This is a genomic window from Arthrobacter sp. 10T413_2, from assembly GCF_056394205.1.
The window spans coordinates 1-21,011 of the sequence record NZ_JBFTHK010000021.1; the positions used below are offsets into that span (position 1 = coordinate 1).

The window sequence follows — 21,011 nt, forward strand, 5'->3', positions numbered from 1 at the left end:
GGATCACCTTGAGCATCAGCATGGGGTCGATGTTGCCGCCGGAGAGGACCACCGCCACGGTGCCGGGGTTTTCGATCTTGCCCTCCATGAGCGCCGCGACGCCGACGGCCCCGGCGGGCTCAACCACCATCTTGGCGCGTTCCAGCAGGAAGATCAGCGCCCTGGCCAGGGCGTCTTCGCTGACGGTGACGACGTCGTCGACGAGCTCGCGGATGATGCTGAACGGCAGCTGCCCGGGCCGGCCCACGGCGATGCCGTCCGCCATGGTGGAGACTTTCTTGAGCGGCACGAGGGCGTCAGCGGCGAGCGAGGGCGGGTAGGCGGCGGCGTTCTCGGCCTGGACGCCGATAATGCGGATTTCGCGGCCGAGCTCCTTGGCACGGGCCTTCACGGCGACGGCAACGCCGGCGAGGAGTCCGCCGCCGCCGACGCCCATGAGGATGGTGTCCACGTTCGGGACCTGCTCCAGGATTTCCAGCCCTACTGTGCCCTGACCGGCGACGACGTCGACGTCGTCGAAGGGGTGGACAAAGACCGCGCCGCTCTCATCGGCATAGCGTTTGGCCTCGGCGAGCGCCTCGTCCACGTTGTGGCCGTGCAGCACCACTTCGGCGCCGTGGCTGCGGGTGGCGGCAAGCTTGGGCAGTGCGACGCCGAGCGGCATGTAGATGCGGGCCTTGATGCCGAGGCTCTTGGCCGCGACGGCCACGCCCTGGGCATGGTTTCCGGCGGAGGCCGCCACGACGCCGCGCTTCTTCTCGGCGTCGGAGAGCTTGGCCATGCGCACGTAGGCGCCGCGGACCTTGAACGAACCGGCGCGCTGCAGGTTTTCGCACTTGAGGAAGACCTCGCCGCCCACCATGGTGCCGAGGGCCCGCGATGATTCCACGGGTGTCCGCGTAATAATCCCGTCGAGCAGCTTCTGCGCCTCCAGGACATCGTCCAGCGTGACGGGCAGGCTCTCAAGGGTATTCACGAACTGTTCTCCTTCTTCGGATCAGGCGTCGGTGCCCCGTCCGGCATCGCTGCCCGGAGCACCGCTGTTGGGTGCGGCGCCCTCGCGGCCGGGCGTTCGGCCCGGCAGGTGGACGTCTGTGAAGGTGGTATCTGCGCCGGGCTCAGGGGCAGGGCTCCGCTCTGGTCCCGCGGTTGCCAGCACTTCATCATGTTCCCACGTTCTGCCGGCAATGTAGCGAATCGACGAGTTTGCTACGGCGAGGAGCGGAACGGAGAAGAGCGCGCCGGGGATCCCGGCGAGGTAGGAACCGGCTGCGACCGCCAGGATCACGGCCACGGGGTGGAGGGATACGGCCTTGCCCATGACGAGCGGCTGCAGGATGTGGCTCTCCAATTGCTGGACCAGGAGCACGATCGCCAGCATGATCAGGGCGTTGACCGGTCCGTTGGCGACGAGTGCCAGCAGAACGGCGATGGCGCCGGTGACCAGCGCGCCGACCACCGGGATGAAGGAACCGAGGAAAACCAGCACGCCCAGCGGCAGCGCGAGCGGCACGCCGATGATGGCGGCGCCGACGCCGATTCCCACAGCGTCCACGAACGCGACGAACATCTGGATGCGCGCGTAGCTGACCATGGACGTCCAGCCGCGGCGGCCCGCACCGTCGGTGGCGCGGCGCGCGTTCCGGGGCATGAGACTGACCAGGAAGGCCCAGATTCTCTCCCCTTCCAGCAGGAAGAAGATCAGCACGAACAGCGCCAGTACCAGGCCCGCGGCGAAATGCCCGGCCGTGCTCCCGAATGTCAGGGCACCGCTTAGGATACTGCTGCTGTTGTTCTGCAGCGCGGCCGTGCCTTCCTGGACGTATTTGTCGATCTGGGCGGCCGTCAGCTGCAGAGGGCCCTCCGAGAGCCAGGTCTGGACCTGCTGGACTCCTGTGAGGGCCTGGGACCACAGCTCCCCGAACCCCTGGACGAGCTGCCGCCCCACCAGTGTCAGGGCGCCGATGATCAGGCCGATGAAACCGAGGACCGTGATGGCGACGGCGAGCCCCTTGGGCACGCTCCGCTTGGCCATCCAGCGCACCGCAGGGCTGAGGAGCCCCGCCAGCAGGGCGGCCACCATCACCGGGATGATCAGGAAGCTGACATGGCTGAGCAGCCAGATCAGGCCCCCGACCACCAGCAGGATGAGCCCGGTGCGCCACGCCCAGGCGGCGGCGATCCGCACGCCGTAGGGAATGTCCTGGTCAATCTGTCGGTCGGTCCGCCCCCGGGCCCCGGCACGGGATCCGGCCCCGGCCGCGGAAATGGCAGGTGTTGTGGCGGGTGCGGCGTCCTCAGCTGGCGTCATAGCCCCATAATTCCCTAGCAGTCGTTCAATAGGAAACCGGCAACGGGCAAGTGGAAACCAGCAACCGGCATCCGGCTCTCCGGCTCTCCGGCTCTCCGGCTCTCCGGGTCAGTCTGCGGCCGTCAGCGAGGAGGAGATGCCCCAGCTCATGGAGAACTGCTCCCCCGGCGCCAGCCAGCGAAGGCCCTCGCCGCTGTTGAACGCATTGGCCGGCCCGGTCATCGGCTCAATCGCGACCGCCTTCGTCCGGCCCGGAAATTCCGTCGTTACGAAGACATGGACGTACGCGCAGTTCGCGTCCTGCCAGAGGCTTACCGTCCGCCCGTCAGGTGCCCGCAGCGTGTGCCGGGCGACGCCGCCGTCGAACTCCAGGTCTGTATAGGCCGAATCGAGGTCCAGGTCCCCCACCGGGCGGCCCTCGCGCAGATCGAACTCGCCGCTAACCGGCGCGGTGCTGCGCGGAATAAGGCGGTCATCGGCGACAAGCCGGGTCCGGGCGTTCACGCTGACCGCGAGCTCCTCGCTGGGCACATCCCCCAGCCGCAGGTAGGGGTGGGCGCCGAGCACGAAGGGCGCGGGATCCTGGGAGTCGTTGATGAGGGTCTGGCGCACCACCAGCCCGAGATCCTCGGCCAGTTCGTAACAGACCCGGTGCCGCAGCAGGAACGGGTAGCCGTGCTGCGGGAACACGGCCGCTTCCAGGGTGACGGAGAATTCGTCCTCGTCCACGAGTTCGTAGGAAGAGTTCCGCAGCAGCCCATGGCTGGCGTTGTTGCGGGAGACCTCAGTGATGTCGAGCTGCATTTTCTTGCCGTTCAAATGCCAGACGCCGTCCTCCACCCGGTTGGCCCAGGGCGCCAGGGTGATCCCGGTGGCGCCGGGCGGTATGTCAGCGTCGCCATAGCTCTCCGTCAGGGCCGTGCCGCCGCGGCTGTAAAGGCGCAGCCCGGCGGCGAGTTCGGTGACGACGGCCAGGGCGTCGCCGCGCCGGAGCTCGTACTGCCGCCCGGTCGCATACCGCCGCACGGCGCCATCGGCGGAAGATACAGTGCCGGATGCAGATTGTGTCGCTGTGAGATCCATGGTGACCACCGTACAGACCACCCGGCAACCCGTATACCTTGGATCCATGACTTCCAGAAGCGCAGGTGCCAGGCCATGAACCCTTCCCTGGACAGCGGCGGGCTTGCCGCGCGGTTTGAGTCGGTCTTTGGCGCCCGGCCCGACGGCGTGTGGCGGGCACCGGGACGCGTCAACCTCATTGGCGAGCACACGGACTACAACGAGGGCTTCGTCCTGCCGTTCGCGATCGACCGGGCAGCCCGGGTGGCTGTCAGGATCCGGCCGGACGCCAGCGTCCGCATGCTGTCCACCTTTGGGAACCAGGGGCTGACGACGGCGGACACCGGCGCCCTGACCCGCGCCGGCGCCCGGGGCTGGACCAAGTACCCGCTCGGCGTCATCTGGGCCCTGCAGCAGCAGGGCCTCCCCGTCCCCGGCGTGGACCTGCTCCTGGATTCCGATGTCCCCCGCGGCGCCGGCCTGTCGTCCTCGCATGCGATCGAATGCGCCGTGATCTCCGCGCTGAACGAGCTCACGGCCGCCGGACTCTCCGCCCAGGAGATGGTCTTGGCCACCCAGCGGGCCGAAAACGACTTCGTCGGCGCACCCACCGGCATCATGGACCAGTCGGCCTCGCTCCGGGCCACGGCCGGCCACGCCGTCTTCCTCGACTGCCGGGACCAGAGCGTCCGCCTGGTGCCGTTCGACGCCGACGCCGCGGGGCTGGTGCTGCTGGTCATCGACACCAAGGTCTCGCATTCCCACGCCGACGGCGAGTACGCGGCCCGGCGCGAATCGTGCGAACTTGCCGCCGAAGTACTCGGCGTAGCGGCCCTGCGCGACGTCGGGCTGGAGGACCTCGAGGAGGCCAGCGGGCTCCTCGACGCGGAGACGTTCCGACGCGTCCGCCACGTTGTCACCGAGAACGACCGTGTGCTGCAGACGGTGGAGCTGTTGGACACCCTGGGCCCGGCCGCCATCGGCCCCTTGCTGGATGCCTCCCACGCCTCGATGCGGGATGACTTCGAGATCTCCTGCGCCGAACTGGACCTTGCCGTGGATACGGCGCGGTCGGCCGGCGCGATCGGCGCGCGCATGACCGGCGGCGGCTTCGGCGGCTCAGCGATCGCCCTGACCCCCGCAGGCTCCGCGCATCAGGTGCGTTCCGCCGTCGAACAGGCCTTCGCGCAGGCGGGGTATGCCGCACCGGAGATCTTCGGCGTCCGCCCCGCGGCCGGGGCCATGCGACTGGCGTAGGCGGGGCGTAGTCTGGGCGCATGCCAGAGGCCGTCATCGTTTCCACCGCCAGAAGCCCCATCGGGCGTGCCTTCAAGGGCTCGCTGAAAGACGAGCGGCCGGACGATCTCGCCGCCGCTATGGTCACGGCGGCCCTCGCCCGGATCCCGGCGTTCGACGCCGCTGCCGGGCCGGGCCGCGGACTGGATGACATCTATCTGGGCTGCGCGGAACCGAGCGGCGAGGCCGGCTCCAACATGGCCCGGGTGGTCAGCATCCTGGCCGGGCTGGACCACGTTCCCGCGGCCACCATCAACCGTTTCTGCGCTTCCAGCCTGCAGACGCTCCGGATGGCATTTCACGCCGTCAAAGCCGGCGAGGGACAGGCGTTCGTTGCCGCCGGTGTGGAGTCGGTGTCCCGTTACCGGGACTGGGCCGGGGCCGGCGAGACCGACGCGAGCACCCACAACCCGCGGTTCGAGGCGGCCCGGGCACGCTCGGCGGCCACCGCGGCCGCCAACACGCCGTGGACCGATCCGCGGCTGGGCGGCCGGATGCCGGACGTATACATCGCCATGGGCCAGACGGCGGAGAACGTTGCGACGAGCTATGGCATCGGCCGCGCGGAGCAGGACGCCTGGGCGGTTCTCAGCCAGAACCGGGCCGAGGCGGCCATCGCAGCCGGGTTCTACACCCGCGAAATCACGCCCTACACCCGCGCCGACGGCTCGGTGGTCGATCGCGACGATTCACCCCGGCCCGGCGTGACGGCCGAGGCCGTCAGCGCCCTACAGCCGGTCTTCCGCAGCGGCGGCACCGTGACGGCCGGCAACGCGTGCCCGCTCAATGACGGGGCCGCCGCCGTCGTGATCATGAGTGACACGCGCGCCCGCGACCTAGGCCTCGAGCCCCTCGCACGGATCGTCTCCACGGGCGTCAGCGCCCTGTCCCCGGAGCTGATGGGCATGGGCCCGGTGGAGGCCACACGCCGGGCGCTCAGCCTCGCCGGGCTGAGCATCCGCGACATCGATCTCGTGGAGCTCAACGAGGCTTTTGCCGTCCAGGTCGTGGCCAGTGCACGGGAGCTGGCCATCGATCCGGACAAGCTCAATGTCCACGGCGGCGCGATCGCCCTCGGGCACCCCTTCGGTATGACCGGCGCACGCATGACCACCACCTTGCTCAACGGGCTCCGCGCCCGCGACGCCTCCCTTGGCCTCGCCACGCTGTGCGTCGGCGGCGGCCAGGGCATGGCGGTAGTGTTCGAGCGGCTCAGCTGACGCTGTCCCCAAGGCGGCGCTGCCGGGAGCAGCCGGCCGGGAAAATCGAAGGGCCCCGCCAGCCGGCGGGGCCCTTCCTCGGAAAGCGAACTGGACAACCAGTGCGTTCCGGAAACGACGGCGGTTAGTCGTTGCCGCGGAGAATCGACAGCAGGCGGATGATTTCGACGTAGAGCCAGACAAGCGTGACCGTGAGGCCGAACGCGGCGGTCCAGGAGAAACGCTGCGGGGCTCCGGCGCTGATGGCCGCCTCGATGCTGGTGAAGTCCATGATCAACGAGAAAGCGGCCAGGCCGATCGCCAGCACACCGATGAAGACGCCAAGCGGGATGCCGGCGATCTCCATGCTGGTGCTCAGGCCGAACGGCGTGGTCACGGCCCCGGTCATCATCATGAACATGTTGACGAGCGCGAACACCGCATAGCCAATCAGGGCGATCATGAAGAACCGCATGAGCTTGGGCGTCGCCCGGACCTTGCCGCTCTTGAAAAGCACCAGCGTCACGGCGAAGACGGAAAGCGTCCCGACGACGGCCTGGATGCCGACTCCCGGGAACAGGTTGTCGAGGATACGGGTCAGGCCGCCGAGGAAGAATCCTTCCAGCAGCGCGTAGGCCAGGATGAGCGCCGGAGACGGCTGCTTCTTGAAGGTGTTGACCATCGCGAGGGCGAAGCCGCCCAGCGCGCCAAGGATCATGAGCATGGAGCTGGTGCCCTGCGGGACGGCGAGCGCCATTGCGGCGCCGACCACCAGAACGGCGAGGCACCCGGCAGTCTTGATGATGACGTCGTCGTACGACATCCGGCCGATGTCAGCGGGGCCGGCCGCCGGCCGGTTGTACAGGTCCTGGAGCTGTTCCTGGGTCATCCCCTGCGGGGCCTGCCCATAGGCGTTCTGGCCATAGGAGTTCTGGCTGTAGGGGCCTTGGCCGTAAGAGCCTTGACCGTACGGGGCCTGCGGGGCAGGCGGTGCCTGGGTGGCTTCGCGGAAATTCTTTCCGCTGAAGATCGGGTTTCCGCCAGGTGCCATTACGGGTGTCCTCCAAGATTAGGGTGCGGGGTTGATCCGGTGCGATGCGGATAATTACGGTGCGAATAATTACGGTGCGGATAACTAAATGCGGACAATACGAATGGGACTGTCCATACTCACGCTACCAATTCCCACGGGCGGCAGGGAGGGATAGTTCCCCCTTGCGGCCGCCGCAACCGAACCGTGACCTGAAGGCGAGGGATCGGCCGTGCCGGATCAGGCCCGGGTCATTCGCGCGGGGCGCCGGCCACGCCTGACAACGGTGTCCGCGCCCAGAGTCCCCGCGGCCAGCACAACCGCCTGTCCGTCCCCGCGGAAATCGTTGAAGGGCTTCGACGGATCCCCCTTTGACTCCGGGAGCGGGCCGGGAACCGGAGCCGGCGTTCCCGTGCCGCTGGTGACGATGACGTCGTCGACGTAGATGTCGGCCATTTGCTGGTCGTGTTCGGAGCCGAGTTGCACCATATCCACCGTCGTCACCGGAATGCTGACCGTGCCCGCATAGACGGAACGCCCGTCCCACCAGATTTGGACGTTCGTCCCGGGACCGTTCGGGACCACATGCATGACCAGCCGGTGCCAGGAATCCGTGGGCACATCCTGCCGCAGGGTGGTGTACGTGAAGCCTTCGGGTGTAGAAATCCGGAGCATCAGCTCATGGGAGACGTTTTGACGGAAGACATCCATGACGCGCAGGCGGCCTGAAAAGAACCGGAAGTAGGGAACGTTGTTCCCCACTTGTCCCTCTCCAGCGATGTTGAACCAGCCATCCGCATACGCTTCGGTGGTCCCGGGCGTCAGGCCCACCGTCATCTTGGCCATCGAGCCGGGCGCCGTGGTGGTGTGCAGGACGGCGGCGCAGTTTCCGGAGTGCGACAGCCCGGCGGACACCGAGACATGTCCTGTCCCGGAGGTGGAGACGCCGAACCCGTCCAGCGTGCCCGCTTCGAAACTGGAAGCTGCCGCTGCCGTCCCCGGATAAGGAACGGAGGGTGGCCCGACAGACGGCGTGCAGGCTTGTGCCCCGGCAGTCACGGGGCCCAGGCTGAGCGCGGGAATACCCAGAATCGCCAGCACAACTGAGCCCGCGAGGCATAGCTTGACCACCCGGTTCATCGGTCGGCCCTCCAAGATCGGCCTCCTGCTATCGGCACCGGACCCGGGTTCCGGACTGAAGGATCCGGACGTGGCGTCCGGACTTCGGTTCTGGACTCCCGCACTGGGCTCCGGGTTCTGGCGCTCTTCGCACCATAACCCGGGCGGACTTGGAAAAAGCTTGGAGCCCCGGCTCCGGCGGCTTGGCTGAACCGGCCCGGCTGACCTGGCCCCGCGACGGCACGCGTCCCGGGCTGGCCCGCGCGGAGCGGCGCCCCAAGGGGCCACTGTTTAGGCATACTCGGACTCAACAAAAGTTTTCTTTAGCAACGCTAAAGCGAGGCTGCGGCGCGACTTCACGGTTGTTACCCGATCGCGACGTTCTGCCTGCTCGCAGCGGCATTCATTGGGCCGCCCGGGCTGTAGCATAGGCCACACAGGGTGACGGACATCACAAGCCGGATCCCTGACCGTTCGCAGCGGTTGCAAAGGCGCAACCCACAGCACCCCCATGTGGAGGTTTTCAATTTGAGAAGCACAACGAGCGGCCTGTCGCAGCGACGGCGCGGCAGACTATTGAGGACTGTGGGGGCTGTATGTGCCGCCATAGCCGCGCTACTGCTCATCGTTGCCCCGGCATCCAGCGCTACGACCCCCTCGCCGACACCATCCCCGTCGGCTACCGAATTCGCCAACAGCATCAGCGGCTTCTTGCGCGGCGACGACCGCGCACCGATCGCCGGGGTCACCATCACCGCCACGAACGGGGACTTCACGGGAACCACAAAATCCGGAGCCAACGGCGCCTGGACCATCGGAGTCCCCACCCAGGGAACCTACGTGGTCAAACTCGATGACTCCACGCTCCCGAAGGGCATCAAGCTCGCCGAGGGCCAGGAGAACCCCCGCAAGGTCACCTTCAGCCAGACCTCCAACCTTTCCGTGATCTTCGCCTTTGGCAAGGGCATTGTCGTGGAGGAGCAGAACTTCTGGCAGAACCTGCTCAACCGGCTGGTGGCCGGCCTGAGCTTCGGCCTGCTGCTTGCCCTCGCGGCCGTCGGCCTCTCGCTGATCTTCGGCACCACCGGTCTGACGAACTTCGCCCACGGTGAGATGGTCACGTTGGGCGCCGTCCTGGTGTTCGCCTTCAACGCCATGCACCTGCCGTTCTGGCTGGCCATCATCCTGGCCATCATAGGCGGCGGCTTGTTCGGCTACGTCCAGGATGCGGGACTGTGGAAACCGTTGCGGCGCCGCGGAACCGGGCTTGTTCCGATGATGATCGTCAGCATCGGCCTGGCGCTGGCCGTGCGTTATGTGATCCAGTTCTACTTCGGCGGCGCCACCCAGCAGCTGCCGTTCGCACAGAGTGCTGAGATCCTGATCGGTCCGGTTTCCATCTCACCCAACAACCTCTGGTCCCTCCTCATCAGTGCCGCCGTGATCGCCGCCCTCGGCGTCGTCCTGCTCAAGACCCGCCTCGGCAAGGCCACCCGCGCGGTGGCCGACAACCCGGCGCTGGCCGCGGCCTCCGGCATCGACGTCGACTCCGTCATCCGGATCGTCTGGGTGGTCGGTGGCATGCTCGCCGCCCTCGGCGGCATCCTCTGGGCCTACTACCGGCCCGGCGTCACCTTCGACATGGGGTCGCAGATCCTGCTGCTCATCTTCGCCAGCGTTACGCTGGGCGGCCTCGGCACAGTCTGGGGCGCCCTGGTCGGTTCCATCATCGTCGGCATCTTCGTTGAGCTGACCACCGTGTTCGGCCTCGCAGCCGACCTCAAATACGTGGGAGCGTTGTTCATCATGATTGTTGTCCTTTTGTTCCGGCCTCAGGGCATTCTGGGCCGTCGCGAGCGCGTGGGTTAGGAGACAGCCATGGATTTCGGATTCATTTTTTCCAGCGCCGCCGGCGAACTGTTCAGCCCGACGACGGCGGCCTACGCCCTGGCCACCCTCGGCCTCGCGGTTCACTTCGGCTATGCCGGCCTGCTCAACTTCGGCCAGGCCGGTTTCATGGCGGTGGGAGCCTACGGCTTCGCCATCTCCACCCTGACGTTCCACGTGCCGTTCTTCGTGGGACTGCTCGTCGCCGTCGTCTGTTCCACCATATTCGCCCTGCTGCTGGGCATCCCGACGCTGCGGCTGAGGGCGGACTACCTGGCCATCGTGACCATCGCGGCGGCGGAAATCGTGCGCTATGTCGTCACGACCAACCAGCTGACCGCCGTCACCGGTTCGGCCAACGGCTTGGCTGCCTTCGAGGGCGATTTCTATGCCATGAACCCCTTCCCTCCGGGGACCTATATCGGCATGAACAACCGCGACTTCTTCATCCGGGTGGTTGCGTGGGCCGTCGTGGCCGTGTTCTGCCTCCTGGTCTGGCTGCTGATGCGCAGCCCGTGGGGCCGGGTTCTCAAGGGCATCCGCGAGGACGAGAACGCCGTCCGCTCGCTCGGCAAGAACGTCTACGCCTACAAGATGCAGGCCCTCATCATCGGCGGCGCGCTCGGTGCCCTGGCGGGCATGATCTTCACGATCCCCCGCGGCGCGGTTCAGCCTGCCAACTACGGCACGGAATTGACTTTCTTCCTCTATACCTGCCTGCTGCTGGGCGGTCTCGGCACCGTCCTTGGCCAGGTGGTAGGCGCCATGATCTTCTGGGTGGTGCTGTCTCTCACCCAGGGCATCCTCTATGGCCTGATCGAGTCCGGGACCATCACGTGGCTGAACACGGTCCAGGCCGGGCAGCTGCGTTACATCCTGGTCGGCGTGGCGCTCATGCTGCTGATGATTTTTAGGCCCCAGGGCGTCCTCGGCAACAAGAAGGAGCTGGCATTCGCATGAGCATTCCAAGCGAAGAGTCGCGCGGCGAGACCATCGATTACATGACGGACACCCGTCCGATAGCCGCCGGAGAGGTCGCCCCCGGCTGCAAGAAGCGTGATCCGATCGTGGTGGCCGAAAACGTCACCCGCAGCTTCGGCGGCATCAACGCCGTCGACGTCCAGCACCTCGAGATCCCGCGGCACAAGATCACGGCGCTGATCGGCCCGAACGGTGCCGGCAAGACCACCCTGTTCAACCTCCTCACAGGATTCGATACCCCGAACTCGGGCAGCTGGCAGTTCGAGGGCCAGAGCATTGCGGGTGTCTCCTCCTACAAGGTGGCCCGGATGGGCATGGTGCGAACCTTCCAGCTCACCAAGGTCATGGGCAAGCTCACCGTCATGGAGAACATGCGTCTGGGTGCCTCCAACCAGTCCGGCGAGCGGCTCTCCAAGGCCCTGTTCAAGGGCATCTGGGGCGGCCAGGAAAAGAAGATCACCCAGGAAGCGAACGTGCTGCTGGAGAAGTTCAAGCTGGACGCCAAGAAGGACGACTACGCGGCGTCCCTGTCCGGCGGCCAGCGCAAGCTGCTCGAAATGGCACGCTCGCTCATGGTCCGGCCCAAGCTCGTGATGCTGGACGAGCCGATGGCCGGCGTTAACCCGGCGCTGACGCAGTCGCTGCTCGACCACATCAAGAACCTCAAGTCAGAGGGCATGACGGTCCTGTTCGTCGAGCACGACATGCACATGGTCCGGCACATTGCCGACTGGGTCGTCGTCATGGCCGAGGGCAAGATCGTCGCCGAGGGCCCGCCCGCCGAGGTTATGAAGAACCCCGCAGTGATCGATGCCTACCTCGGCGCCCACCACGACGTCGACCTCGGCGACGCTGAGGGCATCAAGGAACTGGCCGCCGAGCTGGTGGCCGACGAGGACTCGATCGTCGGCACCGAAAACGCCGGCATCATCTCCGCCGACGTCCTCGCCACGGAGGCGGAGGAGCCGAACGGGACAGCGCACGGCCGCCGCAGCTCCGAGGAGCCGACCCGCACTGATGAGTCGGGCAGCACAGCGCAGCCGAACCGCACAGAGAAGGACACAGAATGAGCGCCACCAGCGCGGCACCCGCCGCCCATCCCGCCTTCGAAGGGGACTCGGTCGTCAAGGTCACCGACCTCGTGGCCGGCTACATTCCCGGTGTCAATATCCTCAACGGCTGCAGCATCGAGGCCCGGAAGGGCGAACTGATCGGCATCATCGGCCCCAACGGCGCCGGCAAGTCCACGCTGCTGAAAGCCATGTTCGGCCTGGTCAAGGTCCACTCCGGCTCCGTCGTGGTCCGCGGGCAGGACATCACCGGGCTCAAGGCCAACAAGCTCGTCAGCCGCGGTGTCGGGTTCGTGCCGCAGACCAACAACGTGTTTGCGGCCCTGACCATCGAGGAGAACCTGCAGATGGGCATGTTCCAGCGGCCCAAGGACTTCTCCCAGCGCTTCGACTTCGTCACCAGCCTGTTCCCCGAGCTGGGCAAGCGGCGCGCGCAGCGGGCCGGCTCTCTCTCCGGCGGCGAACGCCAGATGGTGGCCATGGGCCGGGCGCTCATGATGGATCCGGCCGTGCTGCTGCTCGACGAGCCATCGGCCGGCCTCTCCCCCGTCAAGCAGGATGAGACGTTCCTGCGGGTCCATGAGATCAACCGGGCCGGCGTCTCGGTCATCATGGTCGAGCAGAACGCGCGCCGCTGTCTGCAGATCTGCGACCGCGGCTACGTGCTGGACCAGGGCAAGGACGCGTACACGGGCACAGGCCGGGAGCTCATGAAGGATCCCAAGGTCATTCAGCTCTACCTGGGAACGCTCGCCGACACCGTCGAGTAGTTCTGCTTCGGGCCGTATCCCGAACAGGCAGTGTCCCGAGCAGAAGGGCCGTCACCAGCCGGTGGCGGCCCTTCTGCATGCCCGGCGTACGCGGTAGCGGGACATTGCACCCGCTGGAGGCTCCGGGCGCACTTGGCCCCGCCGGACGCCTCCGCAGCCACTTCTCGGCGCCCCCGCACGTGCCTCCGTGCCGGCCCCTCCTCCCCGCGCAAAACCGGACAGGGATCCCTGCCGCCGTCGCCCTCAGCTTGTTGTCCCACCAAACACCCTCCGCCACCCGAGTCATATTCCGCACCGGATCCGGACCAGTGCCCCTCGGATCCGCGTAGCCCTCATCCGATGCCGTAGCGCATTGCCGGCTCCGCAGCCTCCCGGTGGCACACAGCACCCCTCCAGCGCTTCGCCCTCCACGCGGAGCCCACCCCACGACGCCGGACCACTCCTGGCGCCCTCACGTCCCGTTTCCGCACCGGTTCCGGACCAGTGCCCCTCGGATCCGCGCAGCCCTCGTCCGATTCCCTAGCGCCCAGCCGGCTCCGTAGCCGGCGCCTGGTTCCAGGGACCACTTGTTACTGCCCCGGGTCTCCGGAGACGCAAAAGACCCCCGTCCGGTGAAGGACGGGGGTCTTCGGTTTGTCGAGGGGAAGCGGCCTACAGCTTGCCGAATTCTGCCTTGACGGGCTTGTAAGTGTTGTCATCCTGGTACTCGTAGATGCCGATGTAGGCTTCCGTGGGGTCGCCGGCATCGGAGAACGTCACCGGACCGGACTGGCCGTCGTAATCGATATCCTTGCCGTTGCGGAGCAAGGTGACGCAAGACGGGAAGTCGTAGCACTTCTCGCCGCCTTGGGAAACATCCTTCAGGTGCGCCGCAATATCCACGCCCTTGGTGCTCTTCGCTTCCTCGGCCGCCAGCGCGATCAGGTTCACCGCATCGTAGGACTCGCCTGCGTAGCTGTAATCCTTCAGTGCCGGATCAATCGCCAGCAGCTGCTTCTTGAAGGCATCGTTGGCGAAGGTGCCCGGGATGGTGCCCTGGGCGCCCTTCAGGGTCCCCGCCTGGAAGTCCTTGCTGTAGTCGGACATGTTGCCATCCACCATGAAGATCTGGGTCGGCTTGACGCCCTTGCCCGTCATCAGCGGAATGATGCTCTTGGCCTGGTCAAAGCTGATCAGGGCAATGGCGTCCGGCTTAGCGGCCAGAACCTTGTCCACCTGGCTGCTGAACTGGGAGTCGCCTTCATTGAAGAGCTCCTGGGCAACAACCTTGCCGCCGGCTGCCTCGAAAGCCGCCTGGACGTTCTTTGCAAGGCCGGTTCCGTAAGCGTCGTTGAGCACGATCATGCCCAGGGTCTGTGCCCCGCAGGTCGCCATGTAGTTGCCGAGGACCTTGCCCTGGAGCACGTCCGAGGGGGCGGTGCGCCAGTAGAGGCCCTTGTCATCCCAGGTGGTGAAGTCCGGGGAGGTGTTGGCCGGGGAGAACTGGACCACGCCGGCGCCAGTGATCTGGTTGATCACGGTCTTGGAAACACCAGAGGAAGCTGCACCGATGATTGCGCTGACGCCCTGTCCGAGCAGTGCCGTGGTGGACTGGGTGGCGATGTCGGTCTTGGTGTCACCGGAGTCACGGTGGATGACCTCGACCGGCTTGCCCAGGACGCCGCCGGCGTCGTTGATCTCCTTGATGCCGAGGTTCACACCGGCAATTTCGGGCGGCCCGAGGAAGGCCAGGGAGCCCGTGGTCGGCAGGAGCGAGCCGATCTTCAGGGGTGTGTCAATGGTGGTGGCCGAAGGCGGCACGGGGCCGCTCTGAGTGGCGGCAGTGGTTCCGGCGCCGGAGGCGCTGGGGGCCGGGCATGCGATGCCGGCGGCCGCGGCTGAGCTGGAGCCCGACGAACTCGGGGTGGACGAACCACCACAAGCCGTAGCCAGAAGGGCGACGCCGATGCTAAGCGCTGTCAGCTTAGCGATGCGGGGCGCAACCTGGGGGAGTGAAGTCATGTACAAGCTCCTCGATCTAAAGGTGCGAACGGCCTTTGACGCGAAAGATCAGGTGTTCCTGATTCCACTTCAAGCTAGTGCAAATTTGACGCGAAAATAAGTGACTACGGTCACATCCTTATAACACTCGTTGCATAGAGGAAATCTGGACGGTTCCCTGCGGCCTCTCGGCGCGCGGCGGAGGCATGAAGCGGCGGGACAGAACGGGGAAACGGCCGCAAAGCGGAGCGGCGTGACGTGGGAACAGCGTGCGGCGTCGCGGGACAACAAAACGGCGCAGCGTACAGATGTGCCCCAGGTGGGACTCGAACCCACAACACGCGGATTTTAAGTCCGCTGCCTCTGCCAATTGGGCTACTGGGGCGCCCGGTCCATGGTATCCCGTCGCGGGCCCGATCAGCCCGAAAAAGGGCCTGCGTAGCGGAAGGTGCCGCTCACGCCGCCGGGCCAGACGGCGAGCGGGAGGAGCTGGAAGTGGGCGTCCCAGCCTGCCTCCGGCGGCTCCACCCCGAGGGACGTGGACGGCACGAAGCCGAAGCGGGAGTAGTACTCGGGGCTGCCCAGCAGCGCGATCCCCCGCTCCCCCGTGGCGTTGGCCCGCGCCACGGTCTCCTTCATGAGCGCGGTGCCGATGCCGTGCCGCTGCAGCCGCGGCAGGACCCCGATCGGCCCGAGTCCCAAGAGCTCCAACTCCTCCACCCACCCGCGGGTGCTGATGACGTGGCCCACCACCTCGCCGTCGAGTTCCGCCACAATGCTGAACTCCGGCAGGTACTCGGGGCAGTCGAAGAGCCGCCGGAGCAGGCCAACTTCCTCCGGCTCGCCGTCCACAGGCAGTCCGGTCACCGGGGAAACAGCGAAGGCCGCGGCCGTCAGGGCCAGGATGGCGGGCCGGTCTTCGGGCTGCTCCGCGCGCATTACCAGCGTCGGCGCGGGGCCTTCCCGGCGGTTGTCTGCCGCCAGCTCGTGCAGCACTTCCAGCGCCCGGTCGGCGTCAGCCACCGGCACCAGGAGATGGTCGTGGTGGAAGCCCGCCAGGACGTTGCAGCTGATCTTCGCCTCGGTCAGGGCGGCGCCGACGGCGGCCGTCAGGCCCACCGCTTCCAGCGAGGAATGCACCTCAAGGGTTATCCAGGCCCCGACAAAGTCGTAGGGCAGCCCCATGCTGTCCGCGTCGGCCCGGGGCATCACGACGGTCAGCCCCTCGGCTTCCCGGACAGCGGCCATGATTCCGCCGGCCAGCGGCCTGCCGTGCGGCCACAGGACGTAGACGAAGTCGCCCTCGCGGCGGACGGGATGCATGGTTGCCAGAAGCGTGGGGAGATCCTTTTCACCGGTCATGGACTTCAGTCTAGGCGCGGGCCGGCACCGCCCAGCCCCCACGGTGGCGGAACCAAAATACGACGGCGGCTGCTCCCCTTGGGGAACAGCCGCCGTCGTAGGTCACCTGCCAGCTAGCTGGCAGCAGTTACGGCAAGTACGCTACTTGGCGTCTGCCGGGACCGATGCCTTGGAGTCAACCTTGGACTCCGCCTTGGCGTCGGCCACTGGCTTCGCCGCTTCCGGGGCCGGGACAGCGGCCGGCTTCGGGGCCGGAGTCGCTGCGGTCACGAAGGCGCCGCGCGGGTTGTCCAGGTCCATGAGCTGCGTGGTGTCGCGGCCCAGGAAGAAGGCCCAGAACCAGCCGGAGATCACGCGGATCTTGCGCTCAACGGTGGGCATGGCCATGCCGTGGTAGCCACGGTGTGCCAGCCAGGCCAGCGGGCCCTTGAGGCCGATGCGGCCAATCAGGTTGATGTTCGCCACGCCCTTCCATTCGCCGAAGCCGGCGACGGCGCCCAGGTTCTTGTGCTTGTAGTCCGTGAGCGGCTTGTTCCAGCGGGAGGCCCACAGGTTCTTGGCGAGGCGCTTGGCCTGGCGCAGGGCGTGCTGGGCGTTCGGCACGCAGGTGCCGTCCGGCAGGCCGCTGCCCGTGAGGTCGGGAACGGCAGCGATGTCGCCGGCAGCCCAGGCGTTGTCGATGATGCCCTCGTCGCCGGCGATGCGCAGGTCGGCCAGGACACGGACGCGGCCGCGCGGTTCGAGCGGGAAGTCGGTGGAGCGGACCATCGGGTTGGCCTGCACGCCGGCAGTCCAGACGAGGGTGTCAGTCTCGAATTCCTGGGCCGGGGTCTTGTCCGGGAGGTTGATGAGCTTCAGGGAGCCTTCGGCGTTGTCGAGCGAGGTGTTGAGCAGGACCTCGATGCCGCGGCTGCGGAGGTGTCCGACGACCCATTCGGCCTGCTGCGCCGTGACCTCGGGCATGATGCGGCCCATGGCCTCGACCAGGACGAAGCGGACTTCTTCCTGCTTGACGCGGGGGTTGCTCTTGACCGCGGCGCGGGCGAGGTCTTCCATTTCGGTGATGCACTCGATGCCGGCGAAGCCGCCGCCGACGACGACGAAGGTCAGGGCGCGGGCACGCTCGACGGGGTCGGTCATGAGCGAGCCGGTCTCGATGCGCTCGAGGACCTTGTTGCGCAGGGCAACGGCTTCCTCGATGGTCTTCAGGCCGATGCCCTTGTCCGCGAGGCCCTTGATCGGGAACGTGCGGGTGATGGCGCCGGCGGCCAGCACGACGTCGAAGTAGGGAACCTCGAAGGTGTCGCCACCGTCGGAGGGTGCAACCACGGCCGTGCGGTTGGCGTGGTCGATCGAGGTGACGCGACCCTGGATGAGTTCGGTCTGCTTCAGGTGCATGCGGTGCGAGACGACCGCGTGGCGGGCCTCGATGTTGCCGCCGGCAACTTCCGGCAGGAAGGGCTGGTAGGTCATGTAGGGCAGCGGATCTACGAGGGTGACGATGCCACCTGCATTCGCGATCTTTTTCTGCAGTTTGAGGGCTACATACAGGCCGACGTACCCGCCGCCGACGACGAGTACCCGGGGACGGTCCTGGAGCTGAAGGGAGGATGCCATGCGTCAAGAATACAGTAGTTTGTGAAAACCTTCACTAACTATGACGGGTGGCTGGAATCCACCGAATCGGATGCTCCCGGCCCGGCTGCAGGCCCGGGCCGGTCCGACGGTTCGGGCCTGTCAGCGCCTTGCTTGGGCGAGCTGCGCATGGCGGCCCGCAACTGGAAGGCGGCGGCGGCAATGATGCCCACAAACAGTACCCCGAAGCCCAGGACCACCGCGGCCGGCACCGCGCTGTCCAACTGCGACGGCTTCTCCGCGACCGGCACGGTCGCCTCGGGCAGGGTAGGCGCGGCACTGGAGGGCGCGGGCGACGCAGCAGGCGCCGTCGTGGCCAGGTTGCCGCGCCGCTGAACCCGGATCCAGTCCGAAATCGACCCCAGCGGATTGACCTTGGTTTCGGGCACATCGGCCTTGAGGGCGGCCTCGGCGTTGAGGACGCCGAAGCCGTAGAGCGGATCCTTTCCCGGGGCCCCTGCGTCCTTGGCCGTGCTGACGATCCTGTTGATGACCTGGCTCGCGGACATCTCCGGCCACTTAGAGCGGATCAGGGCCGCGACGCCGGCCACGATGGGGGTGGCCCCCGAGGTCCCCGCCCACTCGGCATACCCTCCGCCGGGCATGCCGCCGATCAGGTCTTCAGCGGGAGCGGCGACGCCGATGCTGATGCCTTGGGAGGACGCGTCGATGCTGGCCGTTCCATTGCGGTCCAGGCCCGCGACCGTCAGGACACCCGGAATCGTGGCCGGGGCGCCGACCTGGACGTTTCCGCCGACGCGGTTGCCCGCGGCGGCCACGATCACCACGTCCTTCTGTTCGGCGTAGAGGAACGCCGCGTCCCAGCTCTGCGGCCACTCCGGCGACGTGCTGCCGAGTGAAATGTTGATGACGCGGGCGCCGTTGTCGACGGCCCAGCGCACGGCCTCCGGAATCTGGTCCTGGTCGCTCTTGCCGCCCGGGTTGGCGGAACCGAGCCAGGTGGAGACGGACAAGAGCTGGGCCTCAGGGGCGACGCCGACCACCCCGTCCGGGCCGGCGGCCGGGCTCCCGGCAGGACCAGGTGAGGCACCGGCACTCGGCTGGGCGGTCGCACTGGCGGGCTGGTGTCCCCGCCCGGCGAGCATGGTGGCCACGAGCGTTCCGTGTTCGGGTTTGGCGCCGATGCTCTCCTGTCCGTTGCCACCCCCGGCGCCGGAGATGTCGGCGCCGCCGGCCAGCACACCCGCCAGGTCCGGATGCTTGCCGTCCACGCCGCTGTCAATCACAGCGACTTTGACCCCGGCGCCCTTGGACACTTCCCAGGCTTTGGTGATGCCCGATTCGGCGAGCCAGTATTCTTTGTCCCGCCAGGAGTCGGCGTGGGCAGGCGCGGCTGAAGTTAGCGCCGCCGCGGACATGCCGCCGGCAAGGGCCAAAGCGATCAACGCGGAGGCGGTCCGGCGGTGCCGGGCTGTTGCTCTGGTCATACGGGTCCTATCGGCGGATGCGCCAGTGGCACAAGCACTCTGTCGGTACACAACGGCTAGTGCACCACTGCTGGTGCGACATCAGCTGATGCTGAGGGCAATTCCGTCAAGAATATCGTGTTCGCTGGCCACTGCCGTGGTGATGCGGCCGGCCGTGACATCGGCCAGGCGCTCCAGGACCCGCCGCCACACGAGGCCGCCGGCGCCGATCACGTCCACCCGCCCGGGGTGCATGAACGGCAGCGCGGCCCGCTCTTGCCTGGTCATGTCGAGCAGTTCGGTGCAGGCTTTCCGCACGGCGTCCAGGTCCAGTTCGGTGCCGTGGATTGCGACCGGCGAATACTCCGGCAGGCGCAGCGCATGCGCCGTGATGGTGGTGACGGATCCGGCCACGCCGACGACGGCGGTGGCGCGTCCCAGCGGCACGGTGCGTGCCGCCTCGCTGATGGCGGCGTCGACGTCGGCCTCCGCCGCTGCGATCTGCTCCGGGGTAGGCGGATCGCTGCGCAGGTGCCGTTCGGTCATCCGGACGCAGCCGACGTCGACCGAGCGGGCGGCGATGACGCCTCCGGCGTTGCCGAGCACAAACTCCGTGCTCCCGCCGCCGAGGTCCACCACGAGCACCGGGTCGTCGCCACGGGAGGGCAGGACGCTGCTGGCGCCGGCGAAGGACAGTGCGGCTTCTTCATCCCCGGTGATTACCTCGGGCTCGACGCCAAGGATGGCGCGGATGCCGTGGACGAAGACCTGCCGGTTGCTGGCATCGCGGGTGGCGGAGGTGGCCACGAAGCGCACCTTTTCCGCCCCGTGCTCGCGGATGAGGGCGGCATAGTCCCGGGTCGCGGCAAACGTTCGTTCGAGCGCTTCGGGGGCGAGCTCGCCCGTCGAGTCAACGCCCTGCCCCAGCCGGACCACGCGCATTTCGCGCACGACGTCGGTCAGCCGCGGGGCAGGTTGCCCGGTCGCGGCGTCCGTGCCGGTATCCGTGTCTATATCTGCGTTTGTATCTGCGATCAGCAGGCGGATCGAGTTGGTGCCGCAGTCCACGGCCGCGACCCGGGTCATTTGGTCTCCTCCGTGCTCGCAGTGCCGGCGGCGTCCGCGCCGCGGGACTTGCGCACCGGGGCGGGCCGGCCAACGATCTCCGGCAGGCCCTGCGGTCCATGGCGGCTGAGGTCCCGGGACGGGACCTCTCCCCCGGTATCCCAGGCACCGTCGCAGTAGCAGCGGTCCGCGGTCCACCACTCGGCGATGGCGGCGATCGCCTCGTCACCGAGCGGGTTCACGCCCAGTCCGGCGGCCAGCGAATGGCCCACGAGGACATGCAGGCATTTGACGCGCGTCGGCATTCCGCCGGCGGAGACGCCGTCGATCTCGGGCACAGCGCCAATGCCGGACCGGGCGCCGATTTCTGCGCGGGAGGCCAGGTACGCCTCGTGGGCGGCGCGGTAGCGTGCCGCGAGATCGGCGTCGGCGGCGAGCCGGACGTTCATCTCGTTCATCAGCCCGGCAGCCTCCAGCCGGGACACCGCGGACGTGATCACCGGGTGCGTGAGGTAGAACGTGGTGGGGAAAGGCGTGCCGTTGCTCAGCCGCGGCGAGGTGGCGGCCACGAGCGGGTTTCCGCAGACACAGCGGGCCGGGATCTCGACGACATCGCGCACTGGCCGGCCCAGCTGGCGGCTGAGGACCTCGAGGTCGTGCGGGGACGGCTGGCGGGAGGCCACGGGTGCACTTGAGGCGGGAAGTGACGCCGGGGTCTGCGCTGCCTGCGGTTGGTTCTCGTCCGGTCGGCTCTGGTCCACTCGGTTATCGTCCACGGGAGTGGCACCTTCCTGCCCTGTTCCGGGTGTCCTCGGGA

17 protein-coding genes and 1 tRNA gene are annotated in these 21,011 nt (G+C 67.5%); 6 read left to right on the plus strand and 12 right to left on the minus strand.

Translation table 11 applies throughout. From position 1 onward, the window contains the following. The 3 genes from ilvA to AC1DBQ_RS05725 all read right to left on the minus strand — a co-directional run. A partial coding sequence (ilvA, locus tag AC1DBQ_RS05715) for a threonine ammonia-lyase (RefSeq protein WP_476927581.1) occupies positions 1–976 on the minus strand: 976 nt, incomplete at its 3' end. A gap of 21 nt (positions 977–997) precedes the next feature. Beyond that, a complete protein-coding gene (locus AC1DBQ_RS05720; RefSeq protein WP_476927582.1) occupies positions 998–2,311 on the minus strand; it encodes an AI-2E family transporter in 1,314 nt (437 codons plus the stop codon). A 108-nt stretch (positions 2,312–2,419) separates the two neighbouring features. Further along, positions 2,420–3,394, minus strand: a complete 975-nt coding sequence (locus AC1DBQ_RS05725; protein WP_476927583.1) for an aldose 1-epimerase family protein — start codon at positions 3,392–3,394, stop codon at positions 2,420–2,422. Positions 3,395–3,469: 75 nt separating this feature from the next. Here AC1DBQ_RS05725 and galK point away from each other — a divergent pair, with 75 nt between their 5' ends. Together galK and AC1DBQ_RS05735 are read left to right on the plus strand one after the other, a co-directional pair. Continuing rightward, positions 3,470–4,630, plus strand: coding sequence for a galactokinase (galK, locus tag AC1DBQ_RS05730; protein ID WP_476927584.1), 1,161 nt, complete (start codon positions 3,470–3,472; stop codon positions 4,628–4,630). Between the two features lie 20 nt (positions 4,631–4,650). Further along, positions 4,651–5,889 carry an acetyl-CoA C-acetyltransferase gene (locus tag AC1DBQ_RS05735; RefSeq protein ID WP_476927585.1) on the plus strand — a complete coding sequence of 413 codons (1,239 nt, stop codon included), beginning with the start codon at positions 4,651–4,653 and terminating at the stop codon, positions 5,887–5,889. A 124-nt stretch (positions 5,890–6,013) separates the two neighbouring features. Here the strand turns inward: AC1DBQ_RS05735 and AC1DBQ_RS05740 are convergent, their stop codons facing one another. After that, entirely contained in the window at positions 6,014–6,919 is a 906-nt protein-coding gene (locus AC1DBQ_RS05740; protein ID WP_476927586.1) for a Bax inhibitor-1/YccA family protein, read from the minus strand. Positions 6,920–7,138: 219 nt separating this feature from the next. Beyond that, the gene (locus AC1DBQ_RS05745) at positions 7,139–8,053 is read right to left on the minus strand and encodes a hypothetical protein (RefSeq protein WP_476927587.1); all 915 of its coding nucleotides are present in this window, start codon (positions 8,051–8,053) and stop codon (positions 7,139–7,141) included. 549 nt (positions 8,054–8,602) lie between these two features. Between AC1DBQ_RS05745 and AC1DBQ_RS05750 the strand changes: the two genes are divergently transcribed. Genes AC1DBQ_RS05750 through AC1DBQ_RS05765 form a run of 4 tightly spaced genes read left to right on the plus strand, consistent with a single transcriptional unit; the run spans position 8,603 to position 12,725 of the window. Next, positions 8,603–9,886 carry a branched-chain amino acid ABC transporter permease gene (locus AC1DBQ_RS05750; protein ID WP_476927588.1) on the plus strand — a complete coding sequence of 428 codons (1,284 nt, stop codon included), beginning with the start codon at positions 8,603–8,605 and terminating at the stop codon, positions 9,884–9,886. Positions 9,887–9,895: 9 nt separating this feature from the next. Then, on the plus strand, positions 9,896–10,864 hold the full coding sequence (locus AC1DBQ_RS05755; protein WP_476927589.1) for a branched-chain amino acid ABC transporter permease: 969 nt from the start codon (positions 9,896–9,898) through the stop codon (positions 10,862–10,864). Next, a complete protein-coding gene (locus AC1DBQ_RS05760; RefSeq protein ID WP_476927590.1) occupies positions 10,861–11,955 on the plus strand; it encodes an ABC transporter ATP-binding protein in 1,095 nt (364 codons plus the stop codon). Before AC1DBQ_RS05755 ends, AC1DBQ_RS05760 begins: the two co-directional genes overlap by 4 nt. Further along, positions 11,952–12,725 (plus strand): ABC transporter ATP-binding protein, encoded by a 774-nt coding sequence (locus AC1DBQ_RS05765; protein WP_091250828.1) that lies wholly within the window; start codon positions 11,952–11,954, stop codon positions 12,723–12,725. Before AC1DBQ_RS05760 ends, AC1DBQ_RS05765 begins: the two co-directional genes overlap by 4 nt. Before the next feature lie 651 nt (positions 12,726–13,376). Here AC1DBQ_RS05765 and AC1DBQ_RS05770 read toward each other — a convergent pair. The 7 genes from AC1DBQ_RS05770 to AC1DBQ_RS05800 all read right to left on the minus strand — a co-directional run bounded on the left by AC1DBQ_RS05770 (position 13,377) and on the right by AC1DBQ_RS05800 (position 20,877). Beyond that, a complete protein-coding gene (locus tag AC1DBQ_RS05770; protein ID WP_091250829.1) occupies positions 13,377–14,726 on the minus strand; it encodes an ABC transporter substrate-binding protein in 1,350 nt (449 codons plus the stop codon). Positions 14,727–15,016: 290 nt separating this feature from the next. Beyond that, positions 15,017–15,090 (minus strand) — tRNA-Leu (locus tag AC1DBQ_RS05775). A 32-nt stretch (positions 15,091–15,122) separates the two neighbouring features. Next, complete coding sequence (locus tag AC1DBQ_RS05780; RefSeq protein ID WP_476927591.1) at positions 15,123–16,067, minus strand: N-acetyltransferase; 945 nt, start codon at positions 16,065–16,067, stop codon at positions 15,123–15,125. A gap of 141 nt (positions 16,068–16,208) precedes the next feature. Further along, positions 16,209–17,684: an NAD(P)/FAD-dependent oxidoreductase gene (locus AC1DBQ_RS05785; RefSeq protein WP_476927592.1), complete on the minus strand. Its 1,476-nt coding sequence runs from the start codon at positions 17,682–17,684 to the stop codon at positions 16,209–16,211. 38 nt (positions 17,685–17,722) lie between these two features. Then, positions 17,723–19,150 (minus strand): S8 family serine peptidase, encoded by a 1,428-nt coding sequence (locus AC1DBQ_RS05790; protein ID WP_476927593.1) that lies wholly within the window; start codon positions 19,148–19,150, stop codon positions 17,723–17,725. A gap of 81 nt (positions 19,151–19,231) precedes the next feature. Continuing rightward, positions 19,232–20,215, minus strand: coding sequence for a Ppx/GppA phosphatase family protein (locus AC1DBQ_RS05795; RefSeq protein WP_476927594.1), 984 nt, complete (start codon positions 20,213–20,215; stop codon positions 19,232–19,234). After that, complete coding sequence (locus AC1DBQ_RS05800) at positions 20,212–20,877, minus strand: DUF501 domain-containing protein (protein WP_476927610.1); 666 nt, start codon at positions 20,875–20,877, stop codon at positions 20,212–20,214. Before AC1DBQ_RS05800 ends, AC1DBQ_RS05795 begins: the two co-directional genes overlap by 4 nt. Positions 20,878–21,011 lie beyond the last annotated feature (134 nt).